This is a genomic window from Rhodococcus zopfii NBRC 100606 = JCM 9919 (genome assembly GCF_001895025.1).
Lineage (GTDB): Bacteria > Actinomycetota > Actinomycetes > Mycobacteriales > Mycobacteriaceae > Rhodococcus > Rhodococcus zopfii.
Map to the genome: position 1 here is coordinate 361913 of NZ_BCXI01000001.1, position 17662 is coordinate 379574.

Consider the following 17662-nt stretch of genomic DNA (forward strand, 5'->3'; position numbering starts at 1 on the left):
CGCGACCGGAAGCCGGTCAGCTGAACTTGATCTGCAGACCGATGCCGAGGATGGCGATCAGCCAGATGATGCCGGTGAAGACGGTGAGGCGGTCGAGGTTCTTCTCCGCGACCGTCGATCCGGACAGGCTCGACTGAACGCCGCCACCGAACAGGCTGGACAGGCCGCCACCCTTACCGCGGTGCAGCAGCACCAGCAGGATCAGCAGGAGGCTGGTGACAATCAGCAGAATGTCCAGGAACAGTTCCATGCGGCGCTCGGTGTCCTTCGATGGTCGGTGACGTCGGCCGTCAGCTTACCCGGTGGTCTCGGGGGTGCGACCCGCGGAGCCACCCGCGTCGGATCGCCGACCGGCAGGACAACCGCGCGCGACCGACAGCGCGCAGCTGTCTCTCCGGTCTGTGGTGTTCGTGCGGGCCACTTCCGCCACACCGCCGTCACCGTCCGGACACAGCGGCACCAACAGCTTTCGCGAGCTCGGACTCGCCGCGGTATCTCGGTCGAGGAGTCGCCGCGCTGGCCGCCGATCGCGCGCGGGGCCGCTGGAACCAACAGTCGGTGACGTCGGCCGATCTCGCCCGCGCCTATCACTTCACCGATGTCGACGGATCCCGGCCCGACGCCTGGGCCGGCTCGTGACGGGCCCGCGCTACGCGGCCGGCGCGCCGTGGGTGTGGCGGTCGCGGCCGGCGAACCCGCCCGACAGGCTCTGGCCGACGGCACACGCCGCGATCAGGATCAGGACGGGCGTCCAGGTCCCGGTGACGTCGAAGATCGCACCGGCCGCGATCGGGCCGCACATTGCCAGCAGGTAGCCGACGCACTGCGCCATCCCGGACAGCTGCGCCGTCTGCGCGACCGTGCGGGTGCGCAGCCCGAACAGCGCCATGGCGAGCACGAACATCGCGCCCGAACTGACACCGGCGACGATCGCCCACAGCAGCACCAGTTCCGGGGCGAGCAGAATCCCGGCGATGGCGACGACGAGGATCGCACCGCCGATCACCGCGAGCACACTCAGATCGGCACGGTTGCCCATCAGGACGGTCGCCCCGAGACCGGCGACGATACCGACGACCTGGTACGCGAACGAATGCCAGCCGGCGGTGGCGGCGTCGACGCCGAGACTCGCTTCGATCGACGGCAGCCACGTCACCATCAGGTAGAACGTGGTCGATTGCAGGCCCATGAACACGGTGACCTGCCACGCGACACCCGAGCGCCACATCGAACGGCCCGGCCCGGCTGCCGCCGCGAGCGGTGCGTCCGCGGGCTCGCCGGGCACGACCCGGCCGCGCAGGAACCACACGCCTGCCGCTGCACACGGCAGGATCGCCCACACCGCCAGCGCGGTGCGCCAGTCACCGGTCGCGACCGCCAGCGGCACCGCCAACCCGGATCCGAGCCCGGCGGCACCGGTGGTCACCGACGAGAACATGCCGGTGACGGTCGTGAGCCGGTCCGCGTGATCGCGTTTGACGACGGCGGGCAGCAGCACGTTCCCGACCGCGATACCGGCGCCGATCGCCACGGTGCCCAGCCACAGCCACCCCGCGCCGGGCAACGACCGCACGAGGATCCCGGCGGCGAGCACACCCATCGCGAGCAGGATCAGCTGGTGCGAACCGAAACGAGCGGCGGGCCGGTGGATCCACGGGGACACCACCGCGAAGCACAGCAGCGGGACCGCCCCGAGAATCCCGAGCCCGGTGCTGTCCAGGCCGGTGTCCGCGCCGATCCGGCCGAGGAGCGGGCCGACCGCGGTGATGGGAGGGCGCAGGCAGGCAGCGACGAGCAGCACCGCGAACAGGCCGAACAGCACCGTTCGGCGGGTCGGTCCGGAACGGACGAATCCTGCGGTAGTCATCGGTATCGATTCACTTTCGGGCGAAATGCCATGGGGCGCAGGATCTGTGCCGATCCTGCGCCCCACGGGTGGAACAGTCGTCCGCTACAGCAGCGGACCGCCTGCGGCGATCGCCGAGAGCTGCGCGAACTCGTCGGCCTTGAGCGACGCACCGCCGACCAGGCCGCCGTCGACGTCGGTCTGCGCGATGAGCTCGCCGACGTTCTTGGCGTTCACCGATCCGCCGTAGAGGACGCGGACGGTGGCGGCCACCTCCGGCGAGGCGAGCTCGCCGAGCGCGGCGCGCACCGCGGCGCACACCTCCTGGGCGTCGGCGGCCGAGGCCACCTTGCCGGTGCCGATGGCCCACACCGGCTCGTACGCGATCACGGTTTTCGCGATCTCGTCGGCGGTCAGGCCGGCGAGCGAGCCCTTCAGCTGCTCGACGTTGTACTCGACGTGGTTGCCGGCCTCACGGATGTCGAGGCCCTCGCCGATGCACACGATCGGGGTCAGGCCGTGCTTCAGCGCGGCCTTGGCCTTGTCGCGCACGATCGCGTCGGTCTCACCGTGCAGCGTGCGCCGCTCGGAGTGGCCGACGACGACGAACGTGCAGCCCAGCTTGGCGAGCATCGCACCGGAGATCTCCCCGGTGTAGGCGCCGGAGTCGTGGACGGACACGTCCTGCGCACCGTAGGTGAGCCGGATCTTGTCGCCCTCGATCAGGGTCTGCACCGACCGGATGTCGGTGAACGGGGGAATCACCGTCACGTCGACCTTGTCGAGGTACTTCTCCGGGAGCGTGAACGCGATCTTCTGCACCAGGGCGATGGCCTCGAGATGGTTGAGGTTCATCTTCCAGTTGCCCGCGATGAGCGGTGTGCGTGCCATACCCTTCAGCCCTCCAGTACCGCGATGCCGGGAAGTTCCTTGCCCTCGAGGTATTCGAGGGAGGCACCGCCGCCGGTGGAGATGTGCGAGAAGCCGTCCTCGGGCAGACCCAGCAGGCGCACGGCCGCGGCCGAGTCGCCGCCGCCGACGACGCTGAACGCGCCCTTGCCGGTGGCCTCGATGATGGCTTCGGCGACGCCCTTGGTGCCGTCCGCGAACTTCGCGAACTCGAACACGCCCATCGGGCCGTTCCAGAACACGGTCTTCGCGCCGGCCAGGTGGTGGGCGAACCGGGCCACCGATTCGGGGCCGATGTCCAGGCCCATCCACCCGTCCTCGATTTCGGTGACGGGCACCGTCTTCGCCTCGGCGTCGGCGGAGAAGCTGTCGGCGATCACCACATCCTGAGGGATGTGGATGACGTCGCCGAACTGGTCGAGCAAGCCCTTGCAGGTCTCGATCATCGATTCCTCGAGCAACGAGTTGCCCACCGAGATGCCTTGTGCGGCAAGGAAGGTGAAGCACATGCCGCCGCCGATGACGAGGGTGTCGACCTTCGGTGCGAGCGCCTCGATCACGGCCAGCTTGTCCGAGACCTTCGAACCGCCGAGCACGACCGCGTAGGGGCGTTCCGAATCGGCGCTCAGCCGGGCCAGCACCTCGACCTCGGCCGCGACGAGGGTGCCCGCGTAGTGCGGCAACAGCGTCGCCACGTCGTACACGGACGCCTGCTTGCGATGCACCACTCCGAAGCCGTCGGAGACGAACGCACCGTCGTCGCCGACCAGCTCGACCAGGTCGCGGGCCAGCGCGAGGCGCTCCGCGTCGTCCTTGCTGGTTTCGCGCGGATCGAAACGGATGTTCTCGAGCAGGAGGATGTCGCCGTCGGTCAGGCCCTCGGAGCGGGCCAGGGCGTCCTGCCCCACGACATCACCGGCGAGCTGGACGTTGCGGCCGAGCACCTCGCCGAGCTTCGCCGCGACGGGCGCGAGCGAGAATTTCGGGTCCGGCTCGCCCTTGGGGCGGCCGAGGTGCGCGGTGACGACCACCTTGGCGCCGGCCTCCGCGAGCGCCTTGATCGTCGGGGCCGACGCGACGATTCGACCGGGGTCGGTGATCGTCGCGCCGTCCAGCGGGACGTTGAGGTCGGAGCGCACCAGCACACCGCGCCCCTCGACGCCCGCGTCAAGCAGATCCTTCAGGGTCTGAACAGCCACTGTTCGGGTGTCCTCTTCGGTCGGTGTCAGAGGGACTTGCCGACAAGGCCGATGAGGTCGGCCAGGCGGTTGGAGTAGCCCCACTCGTTGTCGTACCAGGACACGACCTTGACCTGCTCGTCGATGACCTTGGTCAGCGGCGCGTCGAAGATCGACGAGTGCGGGTCGGTGACGATGTCCGAGGACACGATCGGGTCGGTGTTGTACTTCAGGATGCCCTTGAGCGGGCCCTCCGCGGCGGCCTTGAGCGCGGCGTTGACCTCGTCGGCGGTGGCCTTCTTGGTCAGGGTCGCGGTGAGGTCGGTGACCGAGCCGGTCGGGACCGGAACACGCAGGGCGTAGCCGTCGAGCTTGCCGAGCAACTCGGGAAGCACGAGGCCGATGGCCTTGGCGGCACCGGTGCCGGTCGGGACGATGTTCAGGGCGGCGGCGCGGGCGCGGCGCAGATCCTTGTGCGGCGCGTCCTGCAGGTTCTGGTCCTGGGTGTACGCGTGGATCGTGGTCATCAGGCCCTTCTCGATGCCGAACTCGTCGTTCAGCACCTTGGCGAGGGGGCCGAGGCAGTTCGTGGTGCACGAGGCGTTCGAGATGATGTTCTGCGTGCCGTCGTACTTGTCGTGGTTGACGCCCATGACGATGGTGATGTCCTCGTCGGTGGCGGGCGCCGAGATGATGACCTTCTTGGCGCCGGCGTCGAGGTGACCCTTGGCCTTGGCGGCGTTGGTGAAGATACCGGTGGACTCGACGACGACGTCGACACCGAGGTCGCCCCAGGGCAGGGCTGCCGGGCCTTCCTTGATCTCGAGGGCGGTGATCTTCTGGTCGCCCACGTAGATGTAGTCGCCCTCGGCGCGGACGTCCTTGTCGAGACGACCCAGGATCGAGTCGTACTTCAGGAGCGTCGCGAGGGTGTCGTTGTCGGTGAGGTCGTTGACGGCGACGATCTCGATATCAGTGGTGCCGAGTGCCTTCTGGGCCTCGACCGCACGGAAGAAGTTACGTCCGATGCGACCGAAGCCGTTCACGCCTACGCGGACAGTCACAGTGAAGCTCCTTTGCCCAAATCTCGATGGTGGTGCAACTGGTGCCCCTACCCTAATGTGCCGGGTCGACGGAGGGGGATTGACCCTGACGTCCTGATGCAGCCCGCGTCGAGCGTCCGCCTACGCCTCGTCGAGCAACTCCATCGTCACCGCGGACTCGGTGTCCGGAATGCCCAGTTCCTTGGCGCGCCGGTCCGCCATCGACAGCAGCCGGCGGATGCGACCGGCGACGGCGTCCTTCGTCATGGGCGGATCGGCGAGCTGTCCGAGTTCCTCGAGGGACGCCTGCCGGTGCTGCACCCGCAGCGACCCGGCCGCGGCGAGGTGATCGGGCACGTCGGAGCCGAGGATCGTCAGGGCCCGCTCGACACGCGCGGCGGCCGCGACCGCGGCCCGCGCCGAGCGCCGCAGGTTCGCGTCGTCGAAGTTCGCGAGCCGGTTGGCGGTGGCCCGCACCTCGCGGCGCATGCGCCGTTCCTCCCAGGTCAGCCGAGTGTCCTGGGCGCCCATGTGGGTGAGCAGCGCGCCGATGGCCTCGCCGTCGCGGACCACGACCCGGTCGGCGCCGCGCACCTCGCGGGCCTTCGCGGCGATCCCGAGGCGCCGGGCGGCACCGACCAGCGCGAGCGCCGCCTCCGGGCCGGGGCAGCTGATCTCGAGCGCCGACGAGCGACCCGGTTCGGTGAGCGATCCGTGGGCCAGGAACGCGCCGCGCCACGCGGCCTCGGCGTCGGAGATGCTGCCGCCGACGACCTGGGCGGGCAGCCCGCGGACCGGGCGCCCGCGCAGATCGAGCAGGCCGGTCTGCCGGGCCAGGGCTTCGCCGTCCTTGGCGACCCGGACAACGTACCGCGAGCTCTTGCGCAGGCCACCCGCGCCGAGCACGTGGACCTCGGCGGAATAGCCGTACAGTTCGAAGATCTCGCGGCGCAGACGACGGGCGATCGACCCCAGGTCCACCTCGGCTTCGACCACGACACGGCCACCCACGATGTGCAGGCCACCGGCGAAACGCAGGAGAGCGGACACCTCGGCCTTGCGGCTGCTGGTGCGGGTCACCGCGAGCCTGCTCAGCTCGTCCTTGACCTCCGCTGTCATTGCCACGAGACGATCTCCCTTCGGCTGCTGTCGCGTGAGTCGGCGGAGCCGGACGCGGCAGGCAGATGTGATGCCAGAACATCCGCCAGTTTGGCGGGGTCGTGACGGTGGGTGCCGGCTTCCGCGACGTCCGCGTAGACGACGTCGGCGCCGAATCGGGCGGCGGCCCGGCACAGGTGCTCGCGTTCCCGCCCGGCGGGCACCGACGTCGCGTCGACCACGATGTGATCGACGTGGAAGCCCGGGGCGTGTTGTGCCAGCACGTGCAGGTGGCGCTCGGTGGAGAATCCGGCGGTCTCCCCCGGTTCCGCGGCGAGGTTCAGGACCAGCACCTTGCGGGCCCGGGTGCGGGTGAGGGCGTCGAGCAGGTCGGGCACGAGGACGTGCGGGATGACGCTCGAGAACCACGATCCGGGGCCGAGGACCACCAGGTCGGCGGTGTCGACCGCGTCGAGCGCGTCCGGGCAGGCCGGTGGATCGGCCGGGATGAGCCGGACCCGCCGCACCTTGCCGGGCGTGGTCGCGACCGCGACCTGCCCGCGGATGCCACGGCTGACCCGTGGATCGGATTCGAGACCGGAGACGTCCGCTTCGATGTCGAGCGGGATCGGCGACATCGGCAGCACGCGGCCGCGGACGTCGAGGACGGCGGCGAGCCGATCCAGCGCGGCGACGGGATCGCCGAGAACCTCGGTGAGTCCGGCGAGGATCAGATTGCCGACCGAATGCCCGGCGAGGGCTCCGGTGCCACCGAACCGGTGCTGCACGGTTTCGGTCCACACCCGGATCTCGGGGGTGTCGGCGGCCAGCGCCGCCAGCGCCATCCGCAGGTCGCCGGGCGGAATGACGCCGAGTTCGGCACGTAAACGCCCGGACGATCCTCCGTCGTCGGCGACGGTGACGACGGCGGTGACCCGGTCGGTGAGGCGTCGCACCGCGCTGAGGGTCGCGTACAGGCCGTGACCGCCACCGAGCGCGACGATCGCCGGCGCAGTCATTCGCGGCCCAGATCCCGGTGCACGACGTGCACCGTCAACGCCGGATCCTTGTCGAGGTGCGCGGCGAGCGCTTCGGTCATCGCCACGCTTCGGTGTTTGCCGCCGGTGCAGCCCACCGCAATCGTCATATAGCGCTTTCCCTCCCGGCGGTAGCCGGCCGTGGTCAGTTGGAGCACTCGATGATAGGTCTGCAGGTATTCGTCCGCACCGTCGCGGGAGAGCACGTAGTCGCGCACGTCGGCGTCCTGCCCGGTGTGGTCACGCAACTGCGGCACCCAGTGCGGATTCGGCAGGAAGCGTACGTCGCACACCAGGTCGGCATCCATCGGCAGACCGTATTTGAATCCGAAGGATTCGACGGTCACCTGGATGGTGTCGGCGGCGGCGTCGCCGAACGCCGATTCGATCTTGCGGCGCAGTTCCGGCCCGGACAGCGCGGACGTGTCGACCACCAGGTCCGCGGCCGCCTTGACGGGGGCGAGTTGGGCGCGTTCGGCGGCGATGCCGTCGGCGAGGGTGCGGTCGGCGGTGTCGGCCTGCAGCGGATGGCTGCGCCGCACCTGCTCGAACCGCCGGATGAGCACGGCGTCGGTGGCTTCGAGGAACAGCACCCGGGTGCGCACCGGCCGGGCGGCGAGTTCGGTGACGACCCAGCCGAGGTCGCCGGTGAACAGCCGGCTGCGCACGTCCATCACGACGGCGAGCCGTTCGAGGGGCGGTTCGGCCTGCACTGCCAGATCGACCATGGCGATGACCAGCTGCGGCGGCACGTTGTCGGAGACGTACCAGCCGAGATCCTCGAGGGCGGTGGCCGCGGTGCTCATGCCGGCACCGGACAGTCCGGTGACCAACGTCACCTCGGCGCGGCGATCCCGGGGGGTCGCGGTGGCCTCGACGCCGCCCGTTTCGGTCCCGGACGACCCGAGCGCAGCTTGTTGCTTCACAGTTCCCGCTCCGCTCCCGTTCCCGACACGCCGACGATGCCATCATCACGTACCGGCGTGTCCCCCGCAGCATCATCGGCGACGGGCACCCGTGCGGGGGTGAGGCCGGACAGGGTATCGGTTCCCGTCGGCGCGTCCGCGCGCAACGCGTCGAGGACCGCCCGGGCGGTGGCCGCTCCGATGCCGGGGACGGCGGTGATCTCCTCGACGCTCGCCTCCCGCAGCCGCGCCACCGACCCGAAGTGCTTGACCAGCGCGGTGCGTCGGGTCTGCCCGAGGCCGCGCACCCCGTCCAGCGCGGACGCCGTCATCCGGCGGGACCGCTTGCTGCGGTGGAAGGTGATCGCGAAGCGGTGCGCCTCGTCGCGCACCCGCTGCAACAGATACAGGGACTCGCTGGTGCGCGGCAGGATCACCGGATCGGACTCGCCGGGCACCCACACCTCCTCGAGGCGTTTGGCCAGGCCGATCACCGACACGTCGGTGATCCCGAGTTCGTCGAGGACCTCCGCGGCGGCCGCGACCTGCGGGGCGCCCCCGTCCACGACGTACAGATTCGGCGGATACGCGAAACGCCGTGGCCTGCCGGTCGCCGGATCGAGCGCGGCCTCCGTGGAGAAATCCCCCCCATCTCCGTCCTCCCCGGCGGCGACGTCACGCCGATGCCGCAGGAAGCGGCGTCGGGTGACCTCCGCGATGGACGCGACGTCGTCGGAGCGGCCGTCCCCGGCCGCCTCCTTGATCGCGTAGTGCCGGTAGTCCGACTTGCGGGGCAGACCGTCCTCGAACACCACCAGGGAGGCGACGACATCGGTGCCCTGTACGTGACTGATGTCGACGCACTCGATGCGCAGCGGCGCCGAATCCAGGTCGAGCGCGTCCTGGATGCCCTGCAGCGCAGCGGACCGAGCCGTCAAGTCACCCGCGCGGCGCAGTTTGTGCTGGCCGAGGGCTTCCTTCGCGTTGCGCTGCACGGTATCCGCGAGGGCCTTCTTGTCGCCGCGCTGTGGCACCCGCAACCGGACCGGGCCGCCGCGCAGGCCGGCGAGCCAGCGACTCATCTCCTCCGGGTCCGGCGGCAACGCCGGCACCAGCACCTCGCGCGGCACCGCGCTCCCTGCCGCCTCGGCGCCCCCGGATTCGGTGAGCACCGACTCGGTCAGCGCGGCTTCCTCGCCGTAGAACTGGGTGAGGAACTGCTCGACGAGCAGCGACTCCTCCTCGTGCTCCCCCGCCCCGCCGGAATCGATCCGGTCGGCGGTGTCGATCCGGTCGGCAGTGTCGGGACGGTCGACGACGTCCCCGGACTTCTCGACGACCCACCCCCTCTGCCCGCGGACCCGGCCGCCGCGGACGTGGAAGACCTGCACCGAGACCTCGAGGTCGTCGCCGGCGAACGCCACCACGTCGGCGTCGGTGCCGTCGCCGAGCACGACCGCCTGCTTCTCGAGTGCCTTGCGCAGCGCCCCCAGGTCGTCACGGAGCCGCGCGGCGGTCTCGAAGTCGAGGTCCGCCGACGCGGCCTGCATGCGGGCCTCGACGTCGCGGATGAGCTTGTCGGTCCGGCCGGCGAGGAAGTCGCAGAAGTCCTCGACGATGCGGCGGTGTTCGGCGGCGTCGAGCCGTCCGACGCACGGTGCCGAACACTTGTCGATGTAGCCGAGCAGACACGGCCGCCCGATCTGCGTGTGCCTCTTGAACACCCCCGCCGAGCAGGTGCGGGCGGGGAACACCCGCAACAGCAGATCGAGGGTTTCCCGGATCGCCCATGCGTGCGAGTAGGGGCCGAAGTAGCGCACCCCCTTGCGCCGCGGGCCGCGGTAGACGAACAACCGCGGATACTCCTCGTTCAGCGTCACCGCGAGCATCGGGTACGTCTTGTCGTCGCGGTAGCGGACGTTGAACCGCGGATCGAATTCCTTGATCCAGTTGTACTCGAGCTGCAGCGCCTCGACCTCGGTGCTGACCACCGTCCACTCGACACTGCCCGCGGTGGTCACCATCTGACGGGTCCGCGGATGCAGGGACGCCACATCGGCGAAGTACGAGTTCAGGCGTGAGCGAAGGCTTTTCGCCTTGCCGACGTAGACGACGCGGCCGTGCGGATCACGGAATCGGTAGACGCCCGGCTCGGTCGGGATGGATCCGGGGGCGGGACGGTAGGTCGAGGGGTCGGGCACGGGTCCAGGCTAGTCGGCACCGCCGACGAGTCCGCCGTACCGCGCGTGCAGTTCACGGAACGAGTCGACAGCCTCGACCGCATGCTGCCCGTCACGTACCTGCAGCGCCGCGACCGGCACGTACTCGTCGTGCGGCAGTTCCAGGCGGGCCCACGGGCCGCCGTGCTCGAAGCTCAGGCCCCGCACCTCGTCCCAGTCCAGGCGCCGTTCACCGAACACCTTGCGCACCTCGACACCGGCCGCACCGGCCCGCAGCCGCGGCCGCGCGTACATCAGGGTGAATCCGGACAGCACCACCCCGATCGCGATCATCGCGATCTGGTCGGCCAGCCGCAGGTTCGCGCCGGTGTAGTCGCCCCCGCGCAACACCAGCGCAGCGCCGATGTGACCGAGCATCAGGACCGCGGCGCCGATGATCACCCAGCGCCGCATCTTGACGCTCTGGACCTCGAGGTCCCAGTCCGTCGTGCTGGTGTGCGCGGTCACCGGCCGGGCTCCCGAAGGCGACGCAGGGTCACCGCGGTGTCGAGGGCCGCGGCGCACGCCTGCCCGCCCTTGTCCTCGACTGCGCCGGGCAGCCCGGACCGGTCCAGGGCCTGCTGCTCGGTGTCGGTGGTGAGCACACCGTTGCCGACGGGGGTGCCCTCGTCCAGGGCGACGCGGGTCAGCCCGTAGGTGACGGCGTCGCACACGTACTCGAAGTGCGGGGTGCCGCCGCGGATGACGACGCCGAGCGCGACGACCGCGTCGTGGGTGCGGGCCAGCTGCTGTGCGACGACCGGCAGTTCGATGGCACCGGCGACCCGTTCGAGGGTGACGTCGGTGATACCGGCCTCGCCGGCGACGCGCTGCGCCCCGGCGATCAGGGCGTCGGAGATCTTCTGGTGCCAGCTACCGGCGACGATCGCCAGGCGCAGTCCGCGCGCGTCGGCGAGCTGCAGCTCGGGCAGACCTTCCCCGCTCATCAGGCGTCACCGGCCTCGAACTCGTCGAGCCCGATCAGGTCGTGACCCATGCGATCGCGCTTGGTGCGCAGGTAGGTGAGGTTCTCGGCGTTGGCGCGCAGCGGCATCGCGACCCGCTCGGTGATCTGCAGACCGTAGCCGTCCAGGCCGACCCGCTTGGCCGGGTTGTTGGTGAGCAGCCGCATCGACGAGATGCCGAGGTCGACGAGGATCTGCGCGCCGATGCCGTAATCGCGGGCGTCGGCGGGCAGGCCGAGCTGCAGATTCGCGTCGACGGTGTCGGACCCGGAGTCCTGCAGCTGGTAGGCCTGCAGCTTGTGCATGAGGCCGATTCCGCGGCCCTCGTGCCCGCGCATGTACAGCACGACTCCCCGTCCCTCGGACGCGACCATCTCGAGGGCCGCGTCGAGCTGCGGGCCGCAATCGCAGCGCAGCGAACCGAACACGTCCCCGGTCAGGCATTCGGAGTGGACGCGCACGAGCACGTCCGCGCCGTCGTCGTCGGGTCCGGCGATGTCACCGCGGACCAGCGCGACGTGCTCGACGTCGTCGTAGATGCTCTGGTATCCGACGGCGGTGAAATCGCCGTGGCGGGTGGGGATGCGCGCCTCGGCGACGCGGACGACGTGCTTCTCGTGCTTGCGACGCCACGCGATGAGGTCGGCGATGGAGATCAGGGCGAGTTCGTGCTCGTCGGCGAAGACGCGCAGTTCGTCGGTGCGGGCCATCTCGCCCTCGTCCTTCTGCGACACGATCTCGCAGATGACGCCGGCGGGTCGCAGATCGGCCATGCGGGCCAGGTCGACAGCGGCCTCGGTGTGCCCGGGTCGGCGCAGCACGCCGCCTTCCTTCGCACGCAGCGGCACCACGTGGCCGGGGCGGGTGAAGTCGTCGGCGCGGGTGTTCGGGTCGGCGAGCAGCCGCATCGTCGCGGCGCGGTCGGACGCGGAGATCCCGGTGCCGATGCCTTCCTTCGCATCGACGGTGACCGTGTACGCGGTGCCGTGTTTGTCCTGGTTGGTGGAGTACATCGGGGGCAGCCCGAGGCGGTCGCAGTCGTCGCCGTCGAGCGGCACACACAGGTAGCCCGACGTGTAGCGCACCATGAACGCCACCAGTTCGGGCGTGGCCTTCTCTGCGGCGAAGATGAGGTCGCCCTCGTTCTCCCGGTCCTCGTCGTCGACCACGACGACGGCCTTGCCGGCTGCGATGTCTGCGACCGCACGCTCGATCGTGTCGAACCTCGTCACTTGCCTGGACTCCAAATCTCGATATTCCGACAACTGCTTGCACTAGCGCGGCACGTGGAACTGCCGCATTCAACAGTACGACTCAGCGACCCGCGTTCTGCAGGCGCTCCACGTACTTGGCGATCACATCGACCTCGAGATTGACCACGGTGCCCGGTTCGGCAGTGCCGAGCGTCGTCAGCGACAGGGTGGTGGGGATCAGCGAGATCTCGAACCACTCTCCGCCCGGCTCGCCGCCGAGACCGGAGACGGTCAGCGACACGCCGTCGACGGTGATCGAACCCTTCTCCACGACGTAGCGGGACACGGTGTCGGGCAACGAGATCCGCACGACGGTCCAATTCTCGGACGGGGCTCGGGAGATCACCGTGCCGGTGCCGTCGACGTGGCCCTGCACGAGGTGTCCACCGAGCCGGCTGCCGAGGGCGGCGGCGCGTTCGAGGTTGACGCGGCTGCCGGCGGCGAGCCGGCCGAGACTCGAACGGTTCAGTGTCTCTTGCATCACATCCGCGGTGAAGCTGTCACCGTCGACGACGTCGACGACGGTGAGGCACACGCCGTTCACGGCGATCGACTCGCCGTGCGCCGCATCCGAGGTGACCAGCGGCCCGCGCACGGTGAACCGCGCCGCATCCGCAAGGTCCTCGCGCGTGACGATCTCACCCAGTTCCTCGACGATCCCGGTGAACACCTACCCGCTCCTTTGCTCCCGGTCGGGGACCAGGGTGATCAACACATCGGCGCCGACCGTTTCGACGCGTTCCCGACGAAACCGTATCGCTTCGGCGATCGTGTGTACGCCGGCGTCCCTCACAGCGGACAGTCCGTCCCCGAGCAGGACCGGTGCGATGTAGGCCTGGATGCGGTCGATGCGCCGGGCGGCGAGGAACGCCCCGGCCAGGCGCGGACCACCTTCGAGCAGAACGTCGGGATGCGCGGTGAGCGCGTCCAGCACCTCGTCGACGTCGTGGGTGCGCAGGACGAGGGTCGGCGCGGCGTCGTCGAGCACCCGGGCCCGGGTCGGCAGATCCCGGGTACCCACCACCACCCTCAGCGGCTGGTGCGGGGCGAGCGACCCGTCGGGCAGCCGGGCGGTGAGCCACGGATCGTCGGCGAGGACGGTGCCGGTGCCGACGACGATCGCGTCGAGGCGGGCGCGATCGGCGTGCACGATGGCGCGTGATTCGGGCCCGGAGATCCACCGGCTGGTGCCGTCGGTGGCGGCGATGCGCCCGTCCAGCGTGGCCGCGTACTTCCACGTCACGTGCGGGCGCCCGGTACGGGTGCGGTGCAGCCAGGCCCGCAGCGGACCGGCCGCGACCACATCCGCGCCGAGACCCTCGTGCACGACGATCCCGGCCGCGCGCAGCGTCGCGGCCCCACCGGCTGCGGACGCGTTCGGGTCGGGCACCGCGTAGTAGACGGTCGCGATACCCGCGTCGATCAGCGCGCGGGTGCACGGGCCGGTGCGGCCGGTGTGGTTGCACGGTTCCAGGGTCACGACGGCGGTGCCGCCGCGGGCCCGCTCCCCGGCCGCGCGTAGCGCCATCACCTCGGCGTGCGGTCCGCCCGGTGGCTGGGTGGCGCCGACACCGGCGATCCGGCCGGCGGCGTCGAGGACGACGGCGCCGACCGGCGGGTTCGGGCTGGTGCGTCCCCGCACGTCCTCCGACGCGTCGACGGCACGCTGCAGGGCCTCGGCGAGCGCCGGATCGGTCACGGGGCCAGGGTCAGATGTGTGGAGGCGGCGCTCGCCTGGGCGCGCAGCTTGCGGACGGCCTCCCCCGGGTCCGCCGCGCCGTACACCGCGGAACCGGCGACGAAGCAGTCGACGCCGGCCTCGGCGGCGGCCTCGATGGTGTCGGCGTTGATGCCGCCGTCGATCTCCACGAGGAGGGTCAGCTCCCCGGAATCGACGAGGCGACGCACGGCGCGGGCCTTGCCGAGCACATCCGGGATGAACGACTGGCCGCCGAAACCGGGTTCGACGCTCATCACCAGCAGCGTGTCGAATTCCTTCAGGATCTCGAGGTACGGCTCGATCGGGGTGCCCGGCTTGACGGACAGTCCGGCCTTCGCACCCGCCGCGCGGATGTCGCGGGCGACCGCGACGGGGTCGTCGGTGGCTTCCGCATGGAAGGTCACATTGTGGGCGCCGGCCTCCGCGTACGGGGGCGCCCACCGGCCCGGATTCTCGATCATCAGGTGACAGTCCAACGGGATCCCGGTCGCGCCGAGCAACGACTGAACGACCGGCAGCCCGAGCGTCAGATTCGGAACGAAGTGCGCGTCCATGACGTCGACGTGGAGCCAGTCGGCACCGGCGACGGCGGCGGCCTCGTCGGCGAGGCGTGCGAAATCCGCGGACAGGATGGAAGGGGCGATCATCGGGTGGGCCACGTCGGCCGAGTCTAGTCGGCCCTCGTCCGCGCGCGGTCCGGCCGGTGCGCCCACCGTCAGCGGGTGGAGTCGATCCGGCAGATTCCGGGTATTCCCGGCGTATACCGCCGTGAAGCCGAGGAGCGTGCCCCGTGCCGGAAGACACCCCGTCCGTCGTTCCGAATCCGTCGGTGTTCGTGTTCGCCCCGTCGCCGTTGCTGACCGTCACGATCGAGTGCGCGCCGGACGGTAGCGACGAGCTGCACGTGCACGCGGGAGGGCAGGGTGTCTGGATCGCGCGGATGGCGGCGACCCTCGGTGCGGAGGCCACTCTGTGCGGGGTGTTCGGCGGGGAGACCGGCCGGATCGTGCGCCACGCACTGGAGTACGAGGGCATCTCGGTCCGCGGGGTCGACACGTCCGGCGCCAACGGCGGCTACGTGCACGATCGGCGGGGCGGAGAGCGGGTTCCGATCGCGCAGGTCGATCCCACGGTGCTCACGCGCCACGAGGCCGACGACCTGTTCGCGTTGTCCCTCGAGTCGGGGCTGTGCTCCGACGTGGCCGTTCTCGGCGGCCCGCACAGCGACACCACGGTCCCGCCGGAGATGTACGGCCGTCTGGCCCGCGATCTGCACGCGATGGGGATCCCGGTCGTCGCGGATCTGTCCGGGCCGACGCTGACCAGTGTGCTCGCCGGGAGCCCGACCGTGCTCAAGGTCGCGCACGACGATCTGATCGAGGACGGCCGGGCCGCGTCCGACGATGCGGCGACCCTGGAGCAGTCCATGCGGAGGCTCGCCGAGGAGGGCGCGCGGAACGTCGTGGTCTCGCGCGCCGGGGAACCGGCGCTGGCGCTGGTGGACGACCGGTTCTGGGAGGTGACGGCGCCACCGCTGACCAGCGTCGACCATCGCGGCGCCGGCGATTCGATGACCGCGGGGATCGCGACCGCGCTCGCCCGCGGCGAGTCGCTGATCGATGCGCTCCGGTGGGGCGCCGCCGTGGGGGCGATGAACATCACCCGGCGGGGGTTGGCGACGGGACGCCGCGACCTGGCCACCCGTCTCGTCGGGTCGGTCGGCATTCGGCGGGCCGACGGTGAGGAGTCCTGATGCGAGTGCTGGTGACCAACGACGACGGCATCGAGAGCCGGGGCCTGGGTGTTCTGGCTCGGCTCGCGGTCGAGGCCGGGCTGGACGTGGTGGTGGCGGCCCCGCACACCGAGCGCAGCGGCGCGAGCGCATCGCTGACCGCGCTCGCGGAGGACGGCCGTCTCGCGGTCGGCGAGCGGCGGTGGGCGGATCTGCCGGATGTGCCGGTCCGGGCGGTGGAGGCCTCGCCGGCCCTGATCGGTTTCGTCGCCGCGCACGGCGCGTTCGGCCCCGCGCCCGACCTGGTGCTGTCCGGAATCAACCACGGCCCCAACACCGGCCACGCGATTCTGCACTCGGGAACCGTCGGGGCGGCCCTGACCGGGGCGACACACGGGGCGCTCGCGCTCGCCGTATCGGTTGCCGCCGCCGACCCGCGACACTGGGACACCGCCGAACAGGTCACCCGCCGCGCGTTGCGGTGGGTGATCGAGTCGGGACAGCGCGGCTCGGTGCTCAACATCAACATTCCGGACGTTCCGCCGCACGAACTCCGCGGGATCCGACCGGCGCCGCTGGCCGCGTTCGGTGCGGTCCAGGCCGACATCGGGGAGGTCGGCGCGAGATTCGTGACCGTGACCTTCCGGGAGATCCGCGCCGGCGAACGTGACCAGACCGATGCGGGTCTCGTCGCGCAGGGCTGGGCGACGGCCACGGCGCTGCGGGCACCCGTCGAAGTGGCCGAGGTCGATCTGCAGGCACTCGCGTGGACGGGACCGGGGCATCGGTCACCCGGTCCGCACGACCCGGATCAGCGGGACCGGGCGAGCTCGTCGAACCGGTCGATGTCCTCGCGCCGGCACACGTGACTGCCGGCGGTCAGCAGTGCCGCCGACCCGCACGCGATGCCGAGCGCGAGTGCATCGCGCAGCGACCGTTCCTGCAGCAGCCCCACGACCAGCCCCGCAACCATGCTGTCGCCCGCGCCGACGGCGCTGTGCACCGGCACGTCCAGGGCCGGCACCTCCACGGCGTCGTCGGCGGACACCATGATCGCGCCCTGCGCGCCGAGGGAGACCACGACGATCTCGGCGACCCCCGCGTCGACCAGTTCGCGGGCCGCGGCGGTCCGGGTCGCGGTGTCCGGCAGGTCCCGGCCGACCCATTCGTGCAGTTCGTCGAGGCTCGGTTTGACGAGGAACACCCCCGATTCGATGCTGGTCAGCGCGTCGCCGGAGGAGTCCAGCACGAATCGGGCACCCACCTTGTGCGCGACGTCTGCGATACGCCGCACGAACGTGCCGGGCACGCCGGGCGGAAAGCTGCCGCTGGCGACGACGTAGCGGGCGCCGGACGCGGCGGCCACCAGCGCCTCGAGGCAGCGTTCCTGCTCGTCGGCGGTCAGCTCAGGACCGGGGGTGACGAAGCGGTATTCCTTGCCGGTGCTGCGGTCGATGGCGGTGAAGCATTCGCGGGTGTCGTCGGCGATTTCCACGATGTACTCCTGGACGTCGTCGTCGGCGAGCAGTCCGCTCATCTGCCTGCCGCGTGCCCCACCGGCCGGATACACCGCCGCGGCGGACGCGCCGAGCACCCGGGCGACCTTCGCGACGTTCACCCCGCCCCCGCCCGCGTCGTAGATCGGTTCGTCGCACCGTAGTTTCCGGGTCGGCACGACCTCGTCGGCGAAGGTGGTGACGTCGAGCGCCGGGTTGAGGGTCAGGGTGACGATGTCGGGCACGAACTCTCCTTTCGTC

The 17662-nt window shown here is 70.7% G+C and carries 18 protein-coding genes and 1 pseudogene; 3 read left to right on the top strand and 16 right to left on the bottom strand.

Annotated features, from left to right (window positions below; all coding sequences use genetic code 11):
* Positions 1-16: 16 nt before the first annotated feature.
* Entirely contained in the window at positions 17-250 is a 234-nt protein-coding gene (gene secG, locus RZ1_RS01600) for a preprotein translocase subunit SecG (protein ID WP_068157075.1), read from the bottom strand.
* A 227-nt stretch (positions 251-477) separates the two neighbouring features.
* Here secG and RZ1_RS31100 point away from each other — a divergent pair.
* Positions 478-639: pseudogene (locus tag RZ1_RS31100) on the top strand (short-chain dehydrogenase); the annotation flags it as partial.
* 10 nt (positions 640-649) lie between these two features.
* Here RZ1_RS31100 and RZ1_RS01610 read toward each other — a convergent pair.
* From RZ1_RS01610 to rpe, 14 genes are all read right to left on the bottom strand, one after another.
* Positions 650-1867 carry a CynX/NimT family MFS transporter gene (locus tag RZ1_RS01610; RefSeq protein WP_072808561.1) on the bottom strand — a complete coding sequence of 406 codons (1218 nt, stop codon included), beginning with the start codon at positions 1865-1867 and terminating at the stop codon, positions 650-652.
* 84 nt (positions 1868-1951) lie between these two features.
* On the bottom strand, positions 1952-2737 hold the full coding sequence (gene tpiA, locus RZ1_RS01615) for a triose-phosphate isomerase (protein WP_072808563.1): 786 nt from the start codon (positions 2735-2737) through the stop codon (positions 1952-1954).
* Between the two features lie 5 nt (positions 2738-2742).
* Complete coding sequence (locus tag RZ1_RS01620) at positions 2743-3954, bottom strand: phosphoglycerate kinase (protein WP_072808565.1); 1212 nt, start codon at positions 3952-3954, stop codon at positions 2743-2745.
* A 26-nt stretch (positions 3955-3980) separates the two neighbouring features.
* Complete coding sequence (gap, locus tag RZ1_RS01625; protein WP_072808567.1) at positions 3981-4997, bottom strand: type I glyceraldehyde-3-phosphate dehydrogenase; 1017 nt, start codon at positions 4995-4997, stop codon at positions 3981-3983.
* 120 nt (positions 4998-5117) lie between these two features.
* Positions 5118-6101: a DNA-binding protein WhiA gene (gene whiA / locus RZ1_RS01630; protein ID WP_072808569.1), complete on the bottom strand. Its 984-nt coding sequence runs from the start codon at positions 6099-6101 to the stop codon at positions 5118-5120.
* A complete protein-coding gene (locus RZ1_RS01635; RefSeq protein WP_072808571.1) occupies positions 6092-7093 on the bottom strand; it encodes a gluconeogenesis factor YvcK family protein in 1002 nt (333 codons plus the stop codon). Before RZ1_RS01635 ends, whiA begins: the two co-directional genes overlap by 10 nt.
* Positions 7090-7950 (bottom strand): RNase adapter RapZ, encoded by an 861-nt coding sequence (rapZ, locus tag RZ1_RS01640; RefSeq protein ID WP_072808776.1) that lies wholly within the window; start codon positions 7948-7950, stop codon positions 7090-7092. Before rapZ ends, RZ1_RS01635 begins: the two co-directional genes overlap by 4 nt.
* Before the next feature lie 83 nt (positions 7951-8033).
* The gene (uvrC, locus tag RZ1_RS01645) at positions 8034-10217 is read right to left on the bottom strand and encodes an excinuclease ABC subunit UvrC (protein ID WP_072808573.1); all 2184 of its coding nucleotides are present in this window, start codon (positions 10215-10217) and stop codon (positions 8034-8036) included.
* Between the two features lie 9 nt (positions 10218-10226).
* On the bottom strand, positions 10227-10703 hold the full coding sequence (locus tag RZ1_RS01650; protein WP_371304991.1) for a PH domain-containing protein: 477 nt from the start codon (positions 10701-10703) through the stop codon (positions 10227-10229).
* Positions 10700-11182: a 6,7-dimethyl-8-ribityllumazine synthase gene (gene ribH, locus RZ1_RS01655; RefSeq protein WP_072808575.1), complete on the bottom strand. Its 483-nt coding sequence runs from the start codon at positions 11180-11182 to the stop codon at positions 10700-10702. Before ribH ends, RZ1_RS01650 begins: the two co-directional genes overlap by 4 nt.
* Positions 11182-12432 carry a bifunctional 3,4-dihydroxy-2-butanone-4-phosphate synthase/GTP cyclohydrolase II gene (locus RZ1_RS01660; protein ID WP_072808577.1) on the bottom strand — a complete coding sequence of 417 codons (1251 nt, stop codon included), beginning with the start codon at positions 12430-12432 and terminating at the stop codon, positions 11182-11184. The genes ribH and RZ1_RS01660 overlap by 1 nt, the downstream gene beginning before the upstream one ends.
* 82 nt (positions 12433-12514) lie before the next feature.
* The gene (locus RZ1_RS01665; RefSeq protein WP_072808579.1) at positions 12515-13123 is read right to left on the bottom strand and encodes a riboflavin synthase; all 609 of its coding nucleotides are present in this window, start codon (positions 13121-13123) and stop codon (positions 12515-12517) included.
* Positions 13124-14152, bottom strand: a complete 1029-nt coding sequence (ribD, locus tag RZ1_RS01670; protein WP_072808581.1) for a bifunctional diaminohydroxyphosphoribosylaminopyrimidine deaminase/5-amino-6-(5-phosphoribosylamino)uracil reductase RibD — start codon at positions 14150-14152, stop codon at positions 13124-13126.
* The gene (rpe, locus tag RZ1_RS01675; protein WP_072808780.1) at positions 14149-14832 is read right to left on the bottom strand and encodes a ribulose-phosphate 3-epimerase; all 684 of its coding nucleotides are present in this window, start codon (positions 14830-14832) and stop codon (positions 14149-14151) included. The genes ribD and rpe overlap by 4 nt, the downstream gene beginning before the upstream one ends.
* A 131-nt stretch (positions 14833-14963) precedes the next feature.
* On the opposite strand from rpe, the gene RZ1_RS01680 reads away from it, so the two are divergent.
* A complete protein-coding gene (locus RZ1_RS01680) occupies positions 14964-15926 on the top strand; it encodes a 1-phosphofructokinase family hexose kinase (protein ID WP_072808583.1) in 963 nt (320 codons plus the stop codon).
* The gene (gene surE / locus RZ1_RS01685) at positions 15926-16774 is read left to right on the top strand and encodes a 5'/3'-nucleotidase SurE (protein ID WP_072808585.1); all 849 of its coding nucleotides are present in this window, start codon (positions 15926-15928) and stop codon (positions 16772-16774) included. Before RZ1_RS01680 ends, surE begins: the two co-directional genes overlap by 1 nt.
* On the opposite strand, the gene RZ1_RS01690 is transcribed toward surE, so the two are convergent.
* The gene (locus RZ1_RS01690) at positions 16717-17646 is read right to left on the bottom strand and encodes a 1-phosphofructokinase family hexose kinase (protein WP_072808587.1); all 930 of its coding nucleotides are present in this window, start codon (positions 17644-17646) and stop codon (positions 16717-16719) included. The genes surE and RZ1_RS01690 overlap by 58 nt on opposite strands.
* Positions 17647-17662: the final 16 nt, after the last annotated feature.

Bases quoted from the DNA above. Each gene is read 5' to 3' on its own strand.
- secG (WP_068157075.1), bottom strand. From the start codon at position 250: ATGGAACTGTTCCTGGACATTCTGCTGATTGTCACCAGCCTCCTGCTG.
- RZ1_RS01610 (WP_072808561.1), bottom strand. From the start codon at position 1,867: ATGACTACCGCAGGATTCGTCCGTTCCGGACCGACCCGCCGAACGGTG.
- tpiA (WP_072808563.1), bottom strand. From the start codon at position 2,737: ATGGCACGCACACCGCTCATCGCGGGCAACTGGAAGATGAACCTCAAC.
- RZ1_RS01635 (WP_072808571.1), bottom strand. From the start codon at position 7,093: ATGACTGCGCCGGCGATCGTCGCGCTCGGTGGCGGTCACGGCCTGTAC.
- ribH (WP_072808575.1), bottom strand. From the start codon at position 11,182: ATGAGCGGGGAAGGTCTGCCCGAGCTGCAGCTCGCCGACGCGCGCGGA.
- surE (WP_072808585.1), top strand. From the start codon at position 15,926: ATGCGAGTGCTGGTGACCAACGACGACGGCATCGAGAGCCGGGGCCTG.